This window comes from Polycyclovorans algicola TG408 (assembly GCF_000711245.1).
Classification (GTDB): Bacteria; Pseudomonadota; Gammaproteobacteria; order Nevskiales; family Nevskiaceae; genus Polycyclovorans; species Polycyclovorans algicola.
Genome location: NZ_JOMH01000001.1, coordinates 1,434,979 through 1,450,219 on the forward strand (window position 1 = coordinate 1,434,979; position 15,241 = coordinate 1,450,219).

At 65.4% G+C, this 15,241-nt stretch carries 15 protein-coding genes; 8 read left to right on the plus strand and 7 right to left on the minus strand.

All coding sequences use genetic code 11. The features are described 5' to 3' along the window. Nucleotides 1-98: 98 nt before the first annotated feature. The 5 genes from U741_RS19880 to serS all read left to right on the plus strand — a co-directional run bounded on the left by U741_RS19880 (nucleotide 99) and on the right by serS (nucleotide 6,401). Complete coding sequence (locus U741_RS19880; RefSeq protein WP_301331318.1) at nucleotides 99-2,549, plus strand: DNA translocase FtsK; 2,451 nt, start codon at nucleotides 99-101, stop codon at nucleotides 2,547-2,549. 73 nt (nucleotides 2,550-2,622) lie between these two features. Next, nucleotides 2,623-3,249, plus strand: coding sequence for an outer membrane lipoprotein periplasmic chaperone LolA (gene lolA, locus U741_RS0106885; RefSeq protein ID WP_029889748.1), 627 nt, complete (start codon nucleotides 2,623-2,625; stop codon nucleotides 3,247-3,249). 220 nt (nucleotides 3,250-3,469) lie between these two features. Continuing rightward, nucleotides 3,470-4,771: a replication-associated recombination protein A gene (locus tag U741_RS0106890; RefSeq protein ID WP_029889749.1), complete on the plus strand. Its 1,302-nt coding sequence runs from the start codon at nucleotides 3,470-3,472 to the stop codon at nucleotides 4,769-4,771. Continuing rightward, entirely contained in the window at nucleotides 4,768-5,133 is a 366-nt protein-coding gene (locus U741_RS0106895) for a fluoride efflux transporter FluC (RefSeq protein ID WP_029889750.1), read from the plus strand. Before U741_RS0106890 ends, U741_RS0106895 begins: the two co-directional genes overlap by 4 nt. A 32-nt stretch (nucleotides 5,134-5,165) precedes the next feature. Continuing rightward, a complete protein-coding gene (serS, locus tag U741_RS0106900) occupies nucleotides 5,166-6,401 on the plus strand; it encodes a serine--tRNA ligase (RefSeq protein ID WP_029889751.1) in 1,236 nt (411 codons plus the stop codon). Between the two features lie 84 nt (nucleotides 6,402-6,485). On the opposite strand, the gene U741_RS0106905 is transcribed toward serS, so the two are convergent. The 6 genes from U741_RS0106905 to U741_RS0106930 form a co-directional block, all read right to left on the minus strand. Then, the gene (locus U741_RS0106905; RefSeq protein ID WP_029889752.1) at nucleotides 6,486-7,178 is read right to left on the minus strand and encodes a flagellar brake protein; all 693 of its coding nucleotides are present in this window, start codon (nucleotides 7,176-7,178) and stop codon (nucleotides 6,486-6,488) included. After that, a complete protein-coding gene (locus U741_RS0106910; protein WP_029889753.1) occupies nucleotides 7,175-7,459 on the minus strand; it encodes a hypothetical protein in 285 nt (94 codons plus the stop codon). Before U741_RS0106910 ends, U741_RS0106905 begins: the two co-directional genes overlap by 4 nt. A gap of 22 nt (nucleotides 7,460-7,481) precedes the next feature. Continuing rightward, nucleotides 7,482-7,745 (minus strand): flagellar biosynthesis anti-sigma factor FlgM, encoded by a 264-nt coding sequence (locus tag U741_RS0106915; protein ID WP_029889754.1) that lies wholly within the window; start codon nucleotides 7,743-7,745, stop codon nucleotides 7,482-7,484. A 195-nt stretch (nucleotides 7,746-7,940) separates the two neighbouring features. After that, nucleotides 7,941-8,789, minus strand: coding sequence for a mechanosensitive ion channel family protein (locus tag U741_RS0106920; RefSeq protein ID WP_052378572.1), 849 nt, complete (start codon nucleotides 8,787-8,789; stop codon nucleotides 7,941-7,943). Nucleotides 8,790-8,874: 85 nt separating this feature from the next. Continuing rightward, complete coding sequence (locus U741_RS0106925) at nucleotides 8,875-9,639, minus strand: 3-hydroxyacyl-CoA dehydrogenase (RefSeq protein WP_029889756.1); 765 nt, start codon at nucleotides 9,637-9,639, stop codon at nucleotides 8,875-8,877. A 177-nt stretch (nucleotides 9,640-9,816) separates the two neighbouring features. Then, nucleotides 9,817-10,335, minus strand: a complete 519-nt coding sequence (locus U741_RS0106930; RefSeq protein WP_052378573.1) for a DUF4399 domain-containing protein — start codon at nucleotides 10,333-10,335, stop codon at nucleotides 9,817-9,819. A 271-nt stretch (nucleotides 10,336-10,606) separates the two neighbouring features. Here U741_RS0106930 and U741_RS0106935 point away from each other — a divergent pair, with 271 nt between their 5' ends. After that, nucleotides 10,607-11,926, plus strand: a complete 1,320-nt coding sequence (locus U741_RS0106935) for a DEAD/DEAH box helicase (RefSeq protein ID WP_084154716.1) — start codon at nucleotides 10,607-10,609, stop codon at nucleotides 11,924-11,926. A 95-nt stretch (nucleotides 11,927-12,021) separates the two neighbouring features. Here the strand turns inward: U741_RS0106935 and rimO are convergent, their stop codons facing one another. After that, a complete protein-coding gene (gene rimO, locus U741_RS0106940; protein WP_029889759.1) occupies nucleotides 12,022-13,341 on the minus strand; it encodes a 30S ribosomal protein S12 methylthiotransferase RimO in 1,320 nt (439 codons plus the stop codon). Nucleotides 13,342-13,452: 111 nt separating this feature from the next. Here rimO and U741_RS0106945 point away from each other — a divergent pair, with 111 nt between their 5' ends. Both U741_RS0106945 and U741_RS0106950 read left to right on the plus strand, forming a co-directional pair. Then, complete coding sequence (locus tag U741_RS0106945; RefSeq protein ID WP_029889760.1) at nucleotides 13,453-14,190, plus strand: SDR family NAD(P)-dependent oxidoreductase; 738 nt, start codon at nucleotides 13,453-13,455, stop codon at nucleotides 14,188-14,190. A 78-nt stretch (nucleotides 14,191-14,268) separates the two neighbouring features. Then, nucleotides 14,269-15,171 carry a DMT family transporter gene (locus tag U741_RS0106950; protein ID WP_043110222.1) on the plus strand — a complete coding sequence of 301 codons (903 nt, stop codon included), beginning with the start codon at nucleotides 14,269-14,271 and terminating at the stop codon, nucleotides 15,169-15,171. The last annotated feature ends 70 nt before the right edge of the window (nucleotides 15,172-15,241 follow it).

Genomic DNA, 15,241 nt, shown 5'->3' on the forward strand with positions numbered 1-15,241 from the left:
TGGGCTGGAGCCGACGGCTGGACTGATAAACTCAGGCCAAAGCGCTGCGAGCTTTATCGGTTGCAGCCGCAAATTTGGCATTTAGAGGCTTGCGGACTTTGGCAGAACCCAAACAGTGGTGGCTGCAGCTGCGCGGGCAGGTCGCCCCCGCCGCTGAGCGGACATCCGACGGTCGGATCAACCCTTGGTTGATCAGGTTGCCGCGCGAGGCCGCGATGCTCGCCTGTGCGGGTGTGGCCATCGTATTGCTGATGCTGCTGATCAGTTTTCACCCCGACGATCCGGGCTGGATGTCATCCGGCACGGGGGGTGAGGTGCGCAACCTCATCGGCCCGGCAGGCGCGTGGCTTGCTGACGTGCTGCTGTCGATGCTCGGGCTCACCGCCTACGGTCTGCCCTGGGCGCTGCTGTGGGCGGGCATGCGCATCTTGCGTGGCGGCCACGACGACACCCCGGTCGCGGCGCAGATTCTGCCGTTGCCGGTGCGCTGGTTCAGCGGCGTGGTGATGGCCGCTGCGCTGTCTGCGCTTTTTGCCGTGCACGTCGGCGTTGCCGCCAGTGTGGCGCCGCAGGGCGCTGGCGGTATTGCCGGGCAGGCCTTGGCCGGTGCCCTGACGCGCGGCCTCGGCGGCGTGGGCGCCAGTCTGGTGTTGCTGGTGCTGGCGGTCGCCTCGGCACCCTTGGTCTTCGCGTTTTCGTGGCTGCGGGTGATGGACCGTATCGGCGGCGCGGTGCTGGGGCTGGGATCGCTGCTGCGCCGTGAGGCACTCTCGGAGGGCGCGCCGGAGCGTCCGGCCGAGCCCGCATTCGAGACTGCCGTCGCGCCTGCACGACCCGCCTCACCGTCACCGCGCAGCGCGGTTCGAAAGCTACCCCGTGTGGCGCCGAGTCTGTCTGGCGACCCAGCAGCAGGCGTGCCGCCGCCTGAGACCTTCGAGCTGACCGCGGAACATGACGGCCCCTCGCCTGCCAAGGCCGTGCCTGTCAGCGCCGCCAAGCCGGCCCCCAAGGCGGCGAAGGCGCACTTGATGGACGACGTGCCGCCCTACGAGGGTGATCCGCTCCCGCCCATCAGCCTGCTCGACCGTCCACGCCCGTCAGGCAAGCGCTACACCGAAGACGAGCTCGAGCAACTGTCGCGCGATGTCGAGCGCCACCTTGCGAGCTTTGGCGTCAAGGTTGAAGTGGTCGACGCCATGCCTGGCCCGGTCATCACCCGCTTCGAGATCCAGCCCGCGGCCGGCGTCAAGGGCTCGCAGATCACCAACCTGTCACGCGATCTGGCGCGCTCGCTGTCGGTGGCCAGCGTGCGCGTGCTCGAGGTGGTCGAAGGCAAGCCGGTGATCGGGTTGGAAATTCCCAACCAGCAGCGCGAGATGGTGTTTTTGCGCGAGATCATCGACTCGGGCAAGTTCCGCGACAGCCACGCCACGCTGGCCATCGCCATGGGCAAGGACATCAGTGGCGCGCCAGTGGTGTTCGATCTTGCCAAGATGCCGCACCTGCTGGTGGCCGGCACCACCGGTTCGGGCAAGTCGGTGGCCATCAACACCATGATTCTGTCGCTGCTGTACCGCGCCACCCACGAGCAACTGCGCTTCATCTTCATCGACCCGAAGATGCTGGAATTGTCGATCTACGACGGCATTCCGCACCTGTTGACCCCGGTGGTCACCGACATGAAAGACGCCGCCAACGCCCTGCGCTGGTGCGTGGCCGAAATGGAGCGCCGCTACCGCCTGATGTCGGCGCTGGGTGTGCGCAACCTGGCCGGCATGAATCGCAAGCTGGAAGACGCGCTGGCCGCTGGCGAACCGATCATGGATCCGTTCTTCAAACCGACCGAGGGCGATCTGTTCCACGAAGGCGCCGCCAAGGCCGACGCCGTGGAACCCATGCCGCACATCGTCATCATCATCGACGAGCTCGCCGACATGATGATGGTCGTCGGCAAGAAGGTCGAAGAGTTGATTGCCCGCATCGCCCAGAAGGCGCGTGCCGCCGGCATTCACCTGATCGTCGCCACGCAGCGGCCCAGCGTCGATGTGATTACCGGCTTGATCAAGGCCAACATCCCGTCACGCATGGCCTTCCAGGTGGCATCGCGGATCGATTCGCGCACCATTCTTGATGAGCTGGGGGCCGATACCCTGCTGGGCAACGGTGACGGGCTGTTTCGGCCGATTGGCGCGTCGCGGCTGGATCGCGTGCACGGCGCCTTCGTTGACGACCATGAAGTGCACAAGATCGTTGGTTACCTCAAGCAGATTCCCAACAAGCCGCCACACATCGAAGACATCTGCGCCGAAGAGCCCAGCGGCCCTGCCGAGGGCGGTGTGGATGATGCCGAGTCCGACCCCATGTACGACCAGGCGGTGGCCGTGGTGCTGGAAACCCGCAAGGCCAGCGTGTCGTGGGTGCAACGCCGCCTGAAGATCGGCTACAACCGCGCGGCGCGCATCGTCGAGCAGATGGAAGCCACCGGGCTGGTCGGCCCCTCGGGCCCCGGCGGCAATCGCGAGATCCTTGCGCCCGGCGGACGCGATTGAGCAGGGCATCAGGGCGCATTCAGCCCTTCGGCCACACGCTGCGCGCCGTGCCTCATTCACATCAGGAATCCCCGTGTTTCGACCTTTAGCGACGCTGTTCGGCCTTGTCTTCTCAGCCGGGGTGCTGGCCACGCCGGTGGAAGACCTTGATGCCCGTTGGCAGGGACTCAAAGGCTTTGAAGGCCAGTTCACCCAGACCCAGCGCGACTACGATGGCACGGTGTTGTCCGAGTCCACCGGTACGCTCGCCCTGTCGCGGCCCGGGCGTTTTCACTGGGCGTATGAAACGCCTTATGTACAGACCATCGTGGCCGACGGCGAGATCGTCTGGGTGCACGATCCCGACCTGAAGCAGGTCACGCGCCGCCCCGCCGACGCCGCATTGGATGGCACGCCTGCCGCCCTGCTCGCAAGTGGCGAGTCGCTGGGCAAAGGCTTTGAAGTTCTCGCTTTGACAACGGGCGAGGGCGCGCCCACCGACGCCGACGGTTGGCGCCTGACGCCGCTGACCTCCGAAGGCGAGTTCGAGCGCATTGACGTGTGGATGCGCGGCAACGTGCCGGTGCTGCTGACCTTCAGTGACCCGCTGGGCGGGACCACCGACGTGCGCTTTGACGACATCAAGGGCAACCCGCGTTTTGCCCGTGACCGCTTCGATTTCACCCCGCCGCGCGGCCACACGGTCATCGGCGACGATTGAGCGGCGCAAATCCGGCGGGCCCTCCAAACCGGGCGCCGCCGGGTTTCGCAGGCTTCACCCAGCCTACCGCTACACACCGATCTGCACGTCAGTCCTTCAAAGGCCGTCGTAGGCTGGGTAGCAGCGCAGCGAAAACCCAGCAGCCAACCGGCCGCCCGCGTCACTCCCACCTCTCCGACGTGAGCCCGGCCGACGACGCTTTGTCAGCCATACTTTGTCCATGGTCGATCTCGCCCAACTCAAGCCCCCGCTACAACCGCTGGCTGAGCGCATGCGGCCGCGTCATCTCGACGAGGTCATTGGCCAGACGCATCTGCTGGCGGCCGACGCGCCGCTGCGAGCGGTGCTGGACGCCGGGCATCTGCCGTCGCTGGTGTTCTGGGGGCCGCCGGGCGTCGGCAAGACCACCTTGGCGCGGCTGCTGGCGCAGGGCACCGATGCGGTGTTCGAAACCCTGTCGGCGGTGCTCGCCGGGGTCAAGGACATTCGCGCCGCCGTCGAGCGCGCGCTGGCGGCCCAGCCGCGGCGCACCCTGTTGTTCGTCGACGAAATTCACCGCTTCAACAAGTCGCAGCAGGACGCGCTGCTGCCGCATGTGGAGTCCGGCACGCTGATTCTGGTGGGTGCCACCACCGAGAATCCGTCGTTTGAACTCAACAGCGCGCTGCTGTCGCGGCTGCGCGTCATGGTGCTGAATCCGCTGACGGCCGAAGATTTGCGCCCACTGCTGGATCGGGCACTCACCGATGCCGAACGGGGTCTCGGCAAGCCGGCCGATTTCGTCGCGGCCGAGATTCTGGATCACATCGCCCGTGCGGCCGATGGCGATGCGCGGCGCGCCCTGATCCTGCTCGAAACCGTGGTGGCGGGCGTCGCCGCAGGCGTGACCCTGGACGACGACGGGCTGACACGCCTGCTGGGCCGTGGCCTGCGCCGTTTCGACAAGGGCGGCGAGCAGTTCTACGACCAGATTTCGGCGCTGCACAAGGCTGTGCGCGGGTCTGACCCCGATGCCGCGTTGTACTGGCTGCTGCGCATGCTCGACGGCGGCTGCGACCCGGCCTATCTGCTGCGCCGCGTCACCCGCATGGCCAGCGAAGACATTGGTCTGGCCGACCCGCGCGCGCTGCCGCTGTGCCTCAGCGCCTGGGACACCTTCGACCGGCTGGGCTCGCCCGAAGGCGAGCTGGCCATTGCCGAGGCGGTGTTGTACCTGGCCGTGGCACCGAAAAGTAACGCCGCTTATGTGGCCTTCAAGGCCGCGCGCGGATTGATTGAAAAAGACGGCTCGCGTGAAGTGCCCATGCACCTGCGCAACGCGCCCACCGGCCTCATGAAGAACCTCGGCTACGGCAAGAACTACCAGTACGACCCCGACCACGACGGCGGCGTTGCGCTGGCGCAGACCTACTGGCCAGAAGGCATGACGCCGCAAGCTTTCTACGCCCCGGTTGATCGTGGGTTGGAGATCAAAATCGGTGAAAAACTGGCGCGGCTGCGTGCCGAGCGAGGACGAACATGACGGTCTGGCTGGCAGTGGCGGCAGGCGGCGCCTTGGGTTCGGTGGCGCGTTACGCGGTGAAGCTGGGCTTTGGCGCCGCCACGGGCTTTCCGTGGTGGACCTTGCTGGTGAACGCCCTGGGCGGCTTGGTCATCGGCCTGCTGGCCCTTGCCGCGCGTGATTGGCCCGAAGCGCTGCGCGCCGGCGTGATCGTCGGCCTGCTCGGCGGTTTCACCACCTTTTCGGCCTTCTCGCTGGAAACCGTGCAATTGCTGCGGGATCAGCCCGTCATCGCCGTGGTCAACGTGTTGCTCAATGTGGGCGTCGCACTCGCGGCCTGTGCCCTCGGCCTGTGGCTGGCGGGATTGAAGGCATCCGTATAATTCGCCGCCTCGATCGTCTGGAAGCCTGATTCATGCTCGACCCCAAACAACTGCGCGCTGACCTGCCGGCCGTCGCGGCCGGCCTCGCCCGGCGTGGCTACGTGCTCGACACTGAGGCGGTCATCGCGCTCGAAGCCCGGCGCAAGGCCATCCAGACTGAAACCGAGACCCTGCAGGCCGAGCGCAATCGCCGCTCCAAGGACATCGGCTTGGTCAAGAAACAGGGCGGCGACATTGCCCCGGTGATGGCCGAGATGGAGCAGCTCAAGACGCGCCTACAGGCGGCCGAAGTCGCCCTGGCAGAGATCCAGGCCGAATTTGATGACTTCAGCGCCGCATTGCCCAACATCCCCCAGACCGACGTGCCCGATGGCGCGTCTGAAGACGACAACGTCGAAGTGCGCCGCTGGGGCACGGTGGTCGATGAAGAAGCCGCGCCCGATCACGTCACTCTGGGCGAGGCCGATGGCCTCATGGACTTCGCCGCCGGCGCCAAGCTCACCGGTGCGCGCTTCACGGTGCTCAAGGGTCAGCTCGCGCGCATTCACCGCAAGCTGGTGCAGTTCATGCTCAACATTCACACCGCCGAGCATGGCTACGAAGAGCTGTACGTGCCCTACATCGTCAACCGCGATTCACTGCGCGGCACCGGCCAGTTGCCGAAGTTTGAGGCCGACCTGTTCAAGCTCGAAGGCGATGAAGGCTGGTATCTGATTCCCACCGCCGAAGTGCCGGTCACCAACCTGTTGCGCGGCGAGATTCTCGATGCCGCCGACCTGCCGCGGAAGTGGGTTGCTCACACGCCGTGTTTCCGTAGCGAAGCCGGCAGCGCCGGGCGCGACACGCGCGGCATGATTCGCCAGCACCAGTTCGAGAAAGTGGAGCTGGTGCAGGCGGTACGACCCGAGGACTCCACCGCCGCACTGGAAACCCTCACCGGACACGCCGAAACTATTTTGCAGCGGCTGAAACTGCCCTACCGCACGGTGGTGCTGTGCACCGGCGACATGGGCGCGGCCAGCGCCAAGACCTACGACATTGAGGTTTGGCTGCCGTCGCAGCGGCGCTATCGCGAAATTAGCTCCTGCTCCAACTTCGAGAGCTATCAGGCACGGCGCATGCAGGCGCGCTTCCGCAACGCCCAGGGCAAACCGGAGTTGTTGCACACCCTCAATGGCTCAGGGCTGGCGGTGGGGCGCACGCTGGTGGCGTTGCTCGAAAATCATCGCGACCTCGACAGCATCGAAGCCTTGGTGAGCGGCGGTTAGCCGGCCGGGTCGAAGCGCGTTGCTGGGTTTCGCGGGCTCTACCCAGCCTACGGATGTTGCGGCCCCGCCGACGACGTTGCCAAGCTACGACGTCGAGATGCCCGGGCGGCGGCGCAACCATTGGCGTTCAAGCTCGACCACCCATTGTCTTAATGGCTGAAGACGGGTCGCGGGGTGTAAAAAGCGTGCGCCCAGATGCGTGCCTTCGGCATTCTGGCTGAGGTGGCGAACCTCCAGCGGCAGGCTGACCGTGCCCTCGGCGACGCGCCATTCACAGTTGAGCGCCCGGTTGTTGTCGGGCGTCCAGTTGCGCGGTGGCTGCAGGCCGACGCCGGTAAGGCTGATGTCACGCACGTTGGCAGGCACCGCTTCGGCGTCGTCCTGCCGCAAGTGAACGTGGGCCATGGCGTGATCGGTCGGCACGTCGGCGCGAAATGCCTGGCGGCGCTGTACGTGCTGAACCGCCATCGGCCACAGCACCTCCAGGCGCCACTCATCATGGCCGCGCACCAGTTGTCGCAGGCGGCTGGTGAGGGTGATGCGGGCGCCGTGCAGACGGCCTTCGGCGTGCACCTCGGTGTCGGGCGGCAACCACAGGGTCGGCTCCTGCGGCGGCAGCAGGGTGACAAAGGCATAGCCGTCGTCGCGTATCAGGGTGGACGGAATCACCGCCGGCTGCCGGTCGAGGCCGGGCAGGGTCAGCACCATGCGGGCGCGTTGCCGTGCCAGTCCGCTGATCAGCAGCCGGGTGCTGTCCAGCGGGGCCTCGGCTTTCATCGCAACAGGCCGCGACGTCCGTAGCCGGCTGCGGGCGCGTCAGCCTGCATGGCGCGTTGCAGTTTTTGCGCCGTGCGCAGCCGCAGCCGGGCAAGCTCGGCGAGCTCAAGCAACTGTCGGCGGGCCTGCTGAAGCTGTTCGGCGGTGATGGACGCCGGGCGACGGCGTAACTGCTCGACCTGCGCGCGCAAGGCGTGGCTGGCGGCGTCTATCCGTTCTGGGGACGTGCTCAGCCCGCTGCGCAACTGTGCGAGCGTTTGGTCCAGCGCGAGTGCAGACATGGGGCATTCCCGAAAGGGCGGTTCACAGTTGCCACTGCAAGAGGCGTTCCGCAATCAGCTCGGTGTTGATTGGGTAGTGACCTTCGGCGATGGCGTCGCGCAATTCACTGAGGCGCGAGGCCTGTTGCAACGGGGATTGCGGCGTGGCACCCGGAGCCCGCGCGGCATCCGACAGCGACAGCCGCTGTGATCGGTCGACCGCCGTAGCAGGCTCGGCGCCACTGGGTGGGGCGGCGGGCGACGCGGCAGGCATCGCGGCAATGTGGGTAAGGGGCGTGACTTTCATGACGGGTTCCGCACAAGGAGGTTGCCCAGCTATCGGCGCCGTGTCGGAAAACTTGAGGCCCTGTCGGAAATTCGTCACGGGTGATGCGCGAGGGTCGAGACGCCAGTCGTCCGTCATGCCGCATGCGCCTTGCCTGCCCACAAAAAAGGCCGCAGCGCCATCGCGACTGCGGCCTTGTTCGTCGCCGGTTGGGGCCTACTTGGTTTCGGCGACGCTGGCGCCTTTGTCGTTGGCCGGCGGCATGCCAATGTGATGCACGGTGCGCTGCGGGAAGGGAATTTCGATGCCTTCTTCGTCGAAGCGCAGCTTGATGCGCTCGATCATGTCGCAGTGCGTGGCCCACCAGTCGCCGGTGTTGACCCAGAAGCGCACCGCGAAGTCGACCGAGCTCTCGCCCAGGTTCTTCACCATGACGGCGCTGGCCGGTTCCTCCAGGCGTCGCGGCTCATTGGCGACCAGTTCTTCGAGGATGCGCTTGGCCTTGAGCAGGTCCGAGCTGTACCCGATGCCGATGGTCAGGTCCATGCGCCGCGTCGGCAGCGCCGAAAAATTGGTGATGACGTTGGTCGTGACGTTGTTGTTGGGCACGATCACAAACTGGTTGTCGAGCGACTTGAGCACGGTGTGGATGATCTTGATTTCATCGACCACGCCCATCTCGCCGCCGATCTTGACGAAGTCACCTTTTCTGAAGGGGCGGAACAGAATCAGGATCACGCCGGCTGCGAGACTCGACAGTTGGCCTTGCAGCGACAGACCAATGGCCAGTGCCGCACCACCGAGGATTGCGGCGGCCGATGTGGTGCTGACCCCCACCTGGCCGAGCGCCGAGATGATGACCACCGCCATCGCAAAGCCGTAAATCACGTTGCTGAGGAAGGTGACGAGGGTCTCGTCCATCTTCGCCCGCATCATGCCCTTCTTGATCAGGTTGATCGCGATTCGGACCACCCATTTGCCGATGATGAAAATCGCCAGCGCAGCGAGCACCTTGATCAGAAACGGTTGCGCTGTGGCCAGAAAGGCCTCTAGGTCAAACGGCATGAAAATGCCCCTTCAATCGTTGCGAATGAAGGGGCATTTTGGCAGCTAGGGGAGCTTGCTGCAGCGCAGCACCATGAAGCGGCTCTTATTTCGGCGCCATACGCAGCGCGCCATCCAGCCGTACCGTTTCACCGTTGAACATCGGGTTGGTGATCATGGCCTCGACCAGTTGCGCGTACTCCGACGGCTTGCCGAGGCGAGACGGGAACGGCACCGACGCGCCCAGCGAGCGGCGCGCTTCTTCGGGCAGGGCGGCCATCATCGGCGTCTCGAACAGGCCCGGCGCGATGGTCAGTACGCGAATGCCGGTGCGCGCCAGTTCACGGGCGATGGGCAGGGTCATGCCGACCACGCCCGCCTTGGAGGCCGCATAGGCCGGCTGGCCAATCTGGCCGTCGTAGGCGGCAATCGAGGCGGTGTTGATCATCACGCCGCGCTCCTCGCCTTCGGCGTCCTGCTGCGCCATTTGGGCCGCCGCGAGCCGCATCATGTTGAAGCTGCCGACCAGGTTCACCTGAATCACCCGGTTGAAGGTGTCCAGCGCCAGCGGGCCTTCTTTGCCGAGCATCTTGGCGGGCGTGCCGACACCGGCGCAGTTGACCAGCACGGTGAGGCGGCCAAAGGCGCTCACCGCCAGGTCCACGGCGGCTTGGGCCTGGGCTTCGTTGCACACGTCGCACTGGGCGAAACGGGCGCGATCGCCCAGTTCATTGGCCAAGGCCTCGCCGCGTGCGGTGTCGCGGTCGGCAATCACCACCGACCCGCCGCCCGCATGCAGATGGCGCACGGTGGCTTCGCCGAGTCCCGATGCGCCGCCACTGACCAGTGCCACGCTTCCATTCACATTCATGCTTGAAACTCCTCTTTGGGATGTTGTGCCGTTGATGGGTGCCGCGTATTCAAGTGCCGCAGCGGCCGTGCCGTGCCAGCCTTTTGGAGATGCTGGTTTGAGCAATCACCCGGCCGATTCAACCGTAGGTCGGCCTTCAGGCCGACAGGCAATATGGGTGTCGGGTTGAAACCCGACCTACCGCACCGTGATGGTGATTTTCTCCGACATCACCGGCGGGTTGTGCGGCCGGTGCAGGCCGTCGCCCAGCAGCAGCTGCAGCGTGTGCTCGCCGGGCTCAAGGCTGACCGTGGTTTCGGTCTGGCCGCCGCCGAAATGGACGATCTGTTCGGTGGCGGGCAACGACCCTTCCATCGACACCTCGGGCTCGTCGATCAGCAGATGGTGATGGCCGGTGTTTTCGGTCATGTCACCGGCGGGCGCGACGTCCATGTTGCGCAGGCCAAACACGACCTTCACTTCTCCTTCGATTTCGTCGCCGTCGGCGGGCGAGACGAAGTACACCTCGGCCCCTTCGGGGGCCGTCGATGTGGCCGGCGGCGCGGCTTCTGCTGTCGGGCTGGCGGCCGGCGTTGCCTCGGCAGTGGGGCTGGGCGCGGCTTCGGGCGTGGACGCGGGCGCAGCGCTCTGCTCGGGCGAGCAGGCGGCCAGCGCCATGGCGGCGGCGAGCAATACAACGTGGTCAATGCGGAACATGAGAATCTCCGGGTTGAAAATATTTCGGGCCGACACCGCTGGAGGCGGGCGGGCTTGCACTATACTGCCGCCGCCCGAACCTGCCCTGACGCGGCGTATTCGGTTGACGCGAGCCTGATCCCTGACGATTTCGGTGTTGCGTCTTGCCTTAAAGCGAGACCCGTCGTTGACGCCCCACCGTGCAGGCGTCCGCACCCAAGTCGGTCCCCCGCGTATTCACTTTCTGCACGGCCTTTCTAGCGCCGTTGACCCGGCTTACGGAGTCTTATCCATGTCTTTTTCAGAACTCGGCCTCGATGCCGCTCTTATGCGTGCCATCGAGCGTGAGGGTTACACCATTCCCACGCCCATCCAGGCCAAAGCCATTCCCGAAGTGCTGGCCGGCCGCGACGTGCTCGCCGCCGCCCAGACCGGCACCGGCAAAACCGCCGCCTTCACCCTGCCGTTGCTGCAACACCTGCTGAACGTGCCGCGTGCCGGCGGCAAGGCGCCGCGCATTCTCGTGTTGGTGCCCACCCGCGAGCTGGCCGCCCAGGTCGGTGAGTCGGTGGTCGCGTATGGCCGCGATGTGGCGGTCAAGCATGCGGTGATCTTTGGCGGCGTTGGCATCAACCCGCAGATTGACCGCGTTCGTCGCGGGCTGGACGTCATCATCGCCACGCCGGGTCGTCTGCTCGACCTCACCGGCCAGGGCGTGCTCGACCTGAGCAAGATCGAAATTCTGGTGCTGGACGAAGCCGACCGCATGCTCGACATGGGCTTCATGCCCGACATCAAGCGCGTGCTCAAGCTGGTGCCGGCCAAGCGCCAGAACCTGCTGTTCTCGGCCACCTTCTCGCCCGAAATTCGCGGCCTCGCCGAAGGGTTGCTCAACAACCCGGTGAGCATCGACATCGCGCCGCGCAACACCGCGACGCAGCTCGTTGACCAGCGCGCCATCTTTGCCGAAAAGGCCGACAAGGCCGGGCTGCTGGGCTTCATGGTGTCGCGAGGCAACTGGAAGCAGGTGCTGGTCTTCACCCGCACCAAGCACGGCGCCAACCGCCTGTGCGAGCGGCTCGAAAAAGACGGCCTCACCGCCGCCGCCCTGCACGGCAACAAGAGCCAGGGCGCCCGCACCAAGGCGCTGGCCGGCTTCAAGGACGGCAGCGTGCGCGTGCTGGTCGCCACCGACATTGCCGCGCGCGGTATCGACATCGAAAACCTGCCGCACGTCATCAATTACGAGCTGCCCAACGTGCCGGAGGATTACGTGCACCGCATTGGCCGCACTGGCCGTGCTGGCGCCGTCGGCGAGGCGATCTCGCTGGTCAGCCGTGATGAGCGTGGCTACCTGAAGCAGATCGAGCGGCTGATTCATCAGACCATCCCGGTGTTTGTCATCGAGGGTTACACCCTCAGCGCGCGTGCTGACGCCCCCGGCGAAGCCGACGACCGCCCGGCACGTCCGCCGCAGCGTCAGGGCCAGCGGCGTGGTACCCCGGGCGGCGGTGGCGGCCCGCGTCCGCAAGGCCGTGGCGGCCGACCCGGCCCGGTCAAGGCGCAAAAAAGCGCCGAACACCTCAAAGGCATGAGCCGCAAGGTGCATTGAGCTTGCCCCGCGCGACAAGCGCGACCCCGCTGCATCAAAAAGCCCGGACCCGCGATGGTCCGGGCTTTTTTTGTGGTGTGCCGCCGGGGTAATGCTCAGATCACTTCGGCGTTCAGGTCATGTTCGTCGGCTGCGATCACTTCGGCACGGACAATCTGCCCGGGCGTGAAATCGCCGTCGCTGGACAGATAGACCCGGCCGTCGATCTCGGGGGCGTCTGCCTTGGAGCGGCCGATGAGATAGCCGTCTTCATCGAAGCCGTCGATCATCACGTCAATCTCGCTGCCGATCTTGGCCTGCAGCTTGGCGGCGCTGCTCTCGGACTGCAGCGCCATGAAGCGTTCCTGGCGTTCCAGCTGCAGTTCGGGCGGCACCGGGTTGGCCAGCGCATTGGCGGCGGCGCCCTCTACGGGGGAATAGGTGAAGCAGCCCACGCGGTCGAGCTGGGCTGCTTCCAGCCAGTCGAGCAGTTCGTCGAACTCGTCTTCAGTCTCACCGGGGAAGCCGACGATGAAGGTGCTGCGCAGGGTGATGTCGGGGCAGATCTCGCGCCAGCGGTGGATGCGCGCCAAGGTATTTTCGGCAAAGGCCGGGCGCTTCATGCGCTTGAGCACGCTGGGGCTGCCGTGCTGAAACGGAATGTCGAGGTAGGGCAGGATTTTGTTGTCCGCCATCAGCGGAATGATCTCGTCGACGTGCGGGTAGGGGTAGACGTAGTGCAGACGCACCCACGCGTCGAGCGACCCTAGGCCTTCGCAGAGGTCTTTCATCTGCGCACGGTATTCGCGGCCCTGCCAAGTGCCGGGCGCGTACTTCAGATCGACGCCGTAGGCGCTGGTGTCCTGCGAGATGACCAGAAGCTCGCGCACGCCAGCCTTCACCAGACGCTCGCCCTCGCGCAGCACCTCGTCGATGGGGCGCGACACCAGCTTGCCGCGCATCGACGGAATGATGCAGAAGCTGCACTTGTGGTTGCAGCCTTCTGAAATTTTCAGATAGGCGTAGTGACGCGGCGTGAGTTTGATTCCCTGCGGCGGCACCAGGTCCATGAACGGATCGTGCTGCGGCGGCACCGCCTGATGCAGCGCGGTCATCACCGAGGTGAAGTCCTGCGGGCCGCTGATCGAAAGCACATCGGGGAAGCGCTCGCGAATCTTGTCGCGGTGGCTGCCCACGCCCATGCAGCCGGTGACGATCACCTTGCCGTTTTCGGCCATGGCCTCGCCGATCGCGTCCAGCGACTCCTCCACCGCCGAGTCGATGAAGCCGCAGGTGTTGACGATCACCACCTTGGCGCCGGCGTAGTCCGGGGCGGTGTCGTAGCCCTCGGCGCGCAGCTGGGTGAGGATGCGCTCCGAGTCGACCAGCGCCTTGGGGCAACCGAGTGACACAAAGCCGACTTTGGGGGCAGACATGGCGAACACCGGCTAGATACTGCAAAAAGGGCGCGTAGTGTAGCGGCGCGCGCGCCCCCGGCAGGGCTTGGCCCCGGCACACTGTGCACAAACCTTTTTGATGGATACGACATGGACGACAGTGCCTGGGTCGGGCAACACGTGCTGGTGGTGGGCGCCTCGCGCGGCATCGGGGCCGCGCTGGTGGACGCGCTGCTGGCGCGCGGCGCGGCGCACGTCTGGGCCGCGAGCCGGACCGGTGCGGGCCTTGATGACGATCGGGTCACCCGGCTGACCCTGGACGCCACCGACGAAGCCAGTCTGCAAGCCGCCGTGGTCAGGATCCGGCAAACCACCCAGTTGCTGGGCGCCGTCATCCACACGCCCGGCCTGCTGCAAAACGATGCCATCCGTCCCGAGCGACGCATGCAAGACATCACCCTCGATGCGCTGCGCGCCAGCTTCGCGGTCAATGCGTTTGCCCCCATCCTCACGGCCAAGCATCTGCTGCCGCTGCTGTGGCACGGCGAGCGTGCCGTCTTCGCCAGTCTGTCGGCGCGGGTGGGCTCCATCGGCGACAACCAGTTGGGCGGCTGGTACAGCTATCGTGCTGCCAAAGCCGCGCAGAACCAGCTCATCCACACCGCCGCCATCGAAGCGGCGAGAAAGTCCAAGGCTCTCATTTGTTGCACCCTGCACCCCGGCACTGTCGATACGGGGCTTTCAAAGCCCTTTCAGGCCGGTGTGAAAGCCGAAAAACTGTTTTCCCCCGAGCGCGCCGCGCATCAGTTGCTGGATGTCCTTGCCGGGCTCAAACCCGCGGACAGCGGCGGGTTCTTCGCGTGGGACGGGCAGCGGGTGGTGTGGTAAGCCGGTGCCCTGTTGACGCCTTCCCGGTGGCCTGAAGGGCGTCACGGAATCATTCAATCGCAATTGAGGTGAAATCAAATGGTTGGGGCGAGTACCGCGTTTGTTGCACTGGCCGCCCTTTGCTGGGGCGTGTCGGGGGGCATTGGCGGCATTCTGATGGCAGGTGGCTGGGACGCCTTCGTTGTGTCTCTTTACCGCGGTTTGATCGGGCTCTTGTTCGTGCTGGCATGGCTGTTGTTGCGGCCACGCGGGAGCGGATTAGCCAGCCGCAAATTGTGGTTCTGGTCGGCAATTGCCGGCTTGGGCGTCACCGGCAATTTCGCCTTTTATTTCGTGAGCATCGCGCAGGGAAGCGTCGCCGTCGCGGTCTCGCTGATGTATTGCGCCCCCGTCTTCGTTTACCTCGTGTCTTTCGTCTTGAAACTTGAAAAGCCCACCCTGGGCAAAGGGGTGGCTATTGCGGTGGTGATGCTCGGCATCGTGTTGCTCACACAGATCTATGATGTCGGGGCCAGTGGCGTCACCGTTCTGGGGGTGGGTGCCGGCTTGCTTGCCGGGTTGTCATACGCCGTGTTTATTTTCGGCTTCAAGTACGCCGCGCCGCATGGCAGCCCGCAGGCGATTCTCACCATCGCATTCGCGGTGCTGGTCGTCGTGCTTGTGTTGCCGGCCGACGTTGATCAGATGGCTGCGGTGCTGAATTCATCAATGTGGCCCCTGTTCGTGGCGCTGGGTGTCCTCGGCGCAGGCCTGTCGTTCGTTCTTTACATCATTGGCCTGAAGAATACGGCGCCGGCTGTTGCGTCAATCATTGCCATGGTCGAGCCGGTGACCGCGGCGGTTTTCGGCGTCGTGGTGTTGAACGAAAACCTGGCGGCACCGCAGATCTTGGGGATGGGGCTGATCCTGGTGACGGTCACCGCCTTGAGCCTCTCCACGCGCGTCGCGGCGAAGCCGGTCGACTCGGCTGCAGGCGACTAGGGCCTGTTAACAATTGGCGCATCGCTGCGGCCGAGTTGGTTCTGGCCTTGGGCGAGGCGGGAGAAGCGCG

What these genes read in the sequence shown, in the direction of transcription:
- U741_RS0106930 (WP_052378573.1), bottom strand. Translation starts at nt 10,335, where the DNA reads ATGTTCCGCATTGACCACGTTGTATTGCTCGCCGCCGCCATGGCGCTG.
- U741_RS0106915 (WP_029889754.1), bottom strand. Translation starts at nt 7,745, where the DNA reads ATGAAAGTCACGCCCCTTACCCACATTGCCGCGATGCCTGCCGCGTCG.
- U741_RS0106905 (WP_029889752.1), bottom strand. Translation starts at nt 7,178, where the DNA reads ATGAAAGCCGAGGCCCCGCTGGACAGCACCCGGCTGCTGATCAGCGGA.
- U741_RS0106925 (WP_029889756.1), bottom strand. Translation starts at nt 9,639, where the DNA reads ATGAATGTGAATGGAAGCGTGGCACTGGTCAGTGGCGGCGCATCGGGA.
- serS (WP_029889751.1), top strand. Translation starts at nt 5,166, where the DNA reads ATGCTCGACCCCAAACAACTGCGCGCTGACCTGCCGGCCGTCGCGGCC.
- U741_RS0106910 (WP_029889753.1), bottom strand. Translation starts at nt 7,459, where the DNA reads ATGTCTGCACTCGCGCTGGACCAAACGCTCGCACAGTTGCGCAGCGGG.
- U741_RS0106945 (WP_029889760.1), top strand. Translation starts at nt 13,453, where the DNA reads ATGGACGACAGTGCCTGGGTCGGGCAACACGTGCTGGTGGTGGGCGCC.
- U741_RS0106950 (WP_043110222.1), top strand. Translation starts at nt 14,269, where the DNA reads ATGGTTGGGGCGAGTACCGCGTTTGTTGCACTGGCCGCCCTTTGCTGG.
- U741_RS0106935 (WP_084154716.1), top strand. Translation starts at nt 10,607, where the DNA reads ATGTCTTTTTCAGAACTCGGCCTCGATGCCGCTCTTATGCGTGCCATC.
- U741_RS0106890 (WP_029889749.1), top strand. Translation starts at nt 3,470, where the DNA reads ATGGTCGATCTCGCCCAACTCAAGCCCCCGCTACAACCGCTGGCTGAG.
- rimO (WP_029889759.1), bottom strand. Translation starts at nt 13,341, where the DNA reads ATGTCTGCCCCCAAAGTCGGCTTTGTGTCACTCGGTTGCCCCAAGGCG.
- U741_RS0106895 (WP_029889750.1), top strand. Translation starts at nt 4,768, where the DNA reads ATGACGGTCTGGCTGGCAGTGGCGGCAGGCGGCGCCTTGGGTTCGGTG.
- U741_RS0106920 (WP_052378572.1), bottom strand. Translation starts at nt 8,789, where the DNA reads ATGCCGTTTGACCTAGAGGCCTTTCTGGCCACAGCGCAACCGTTTCTG.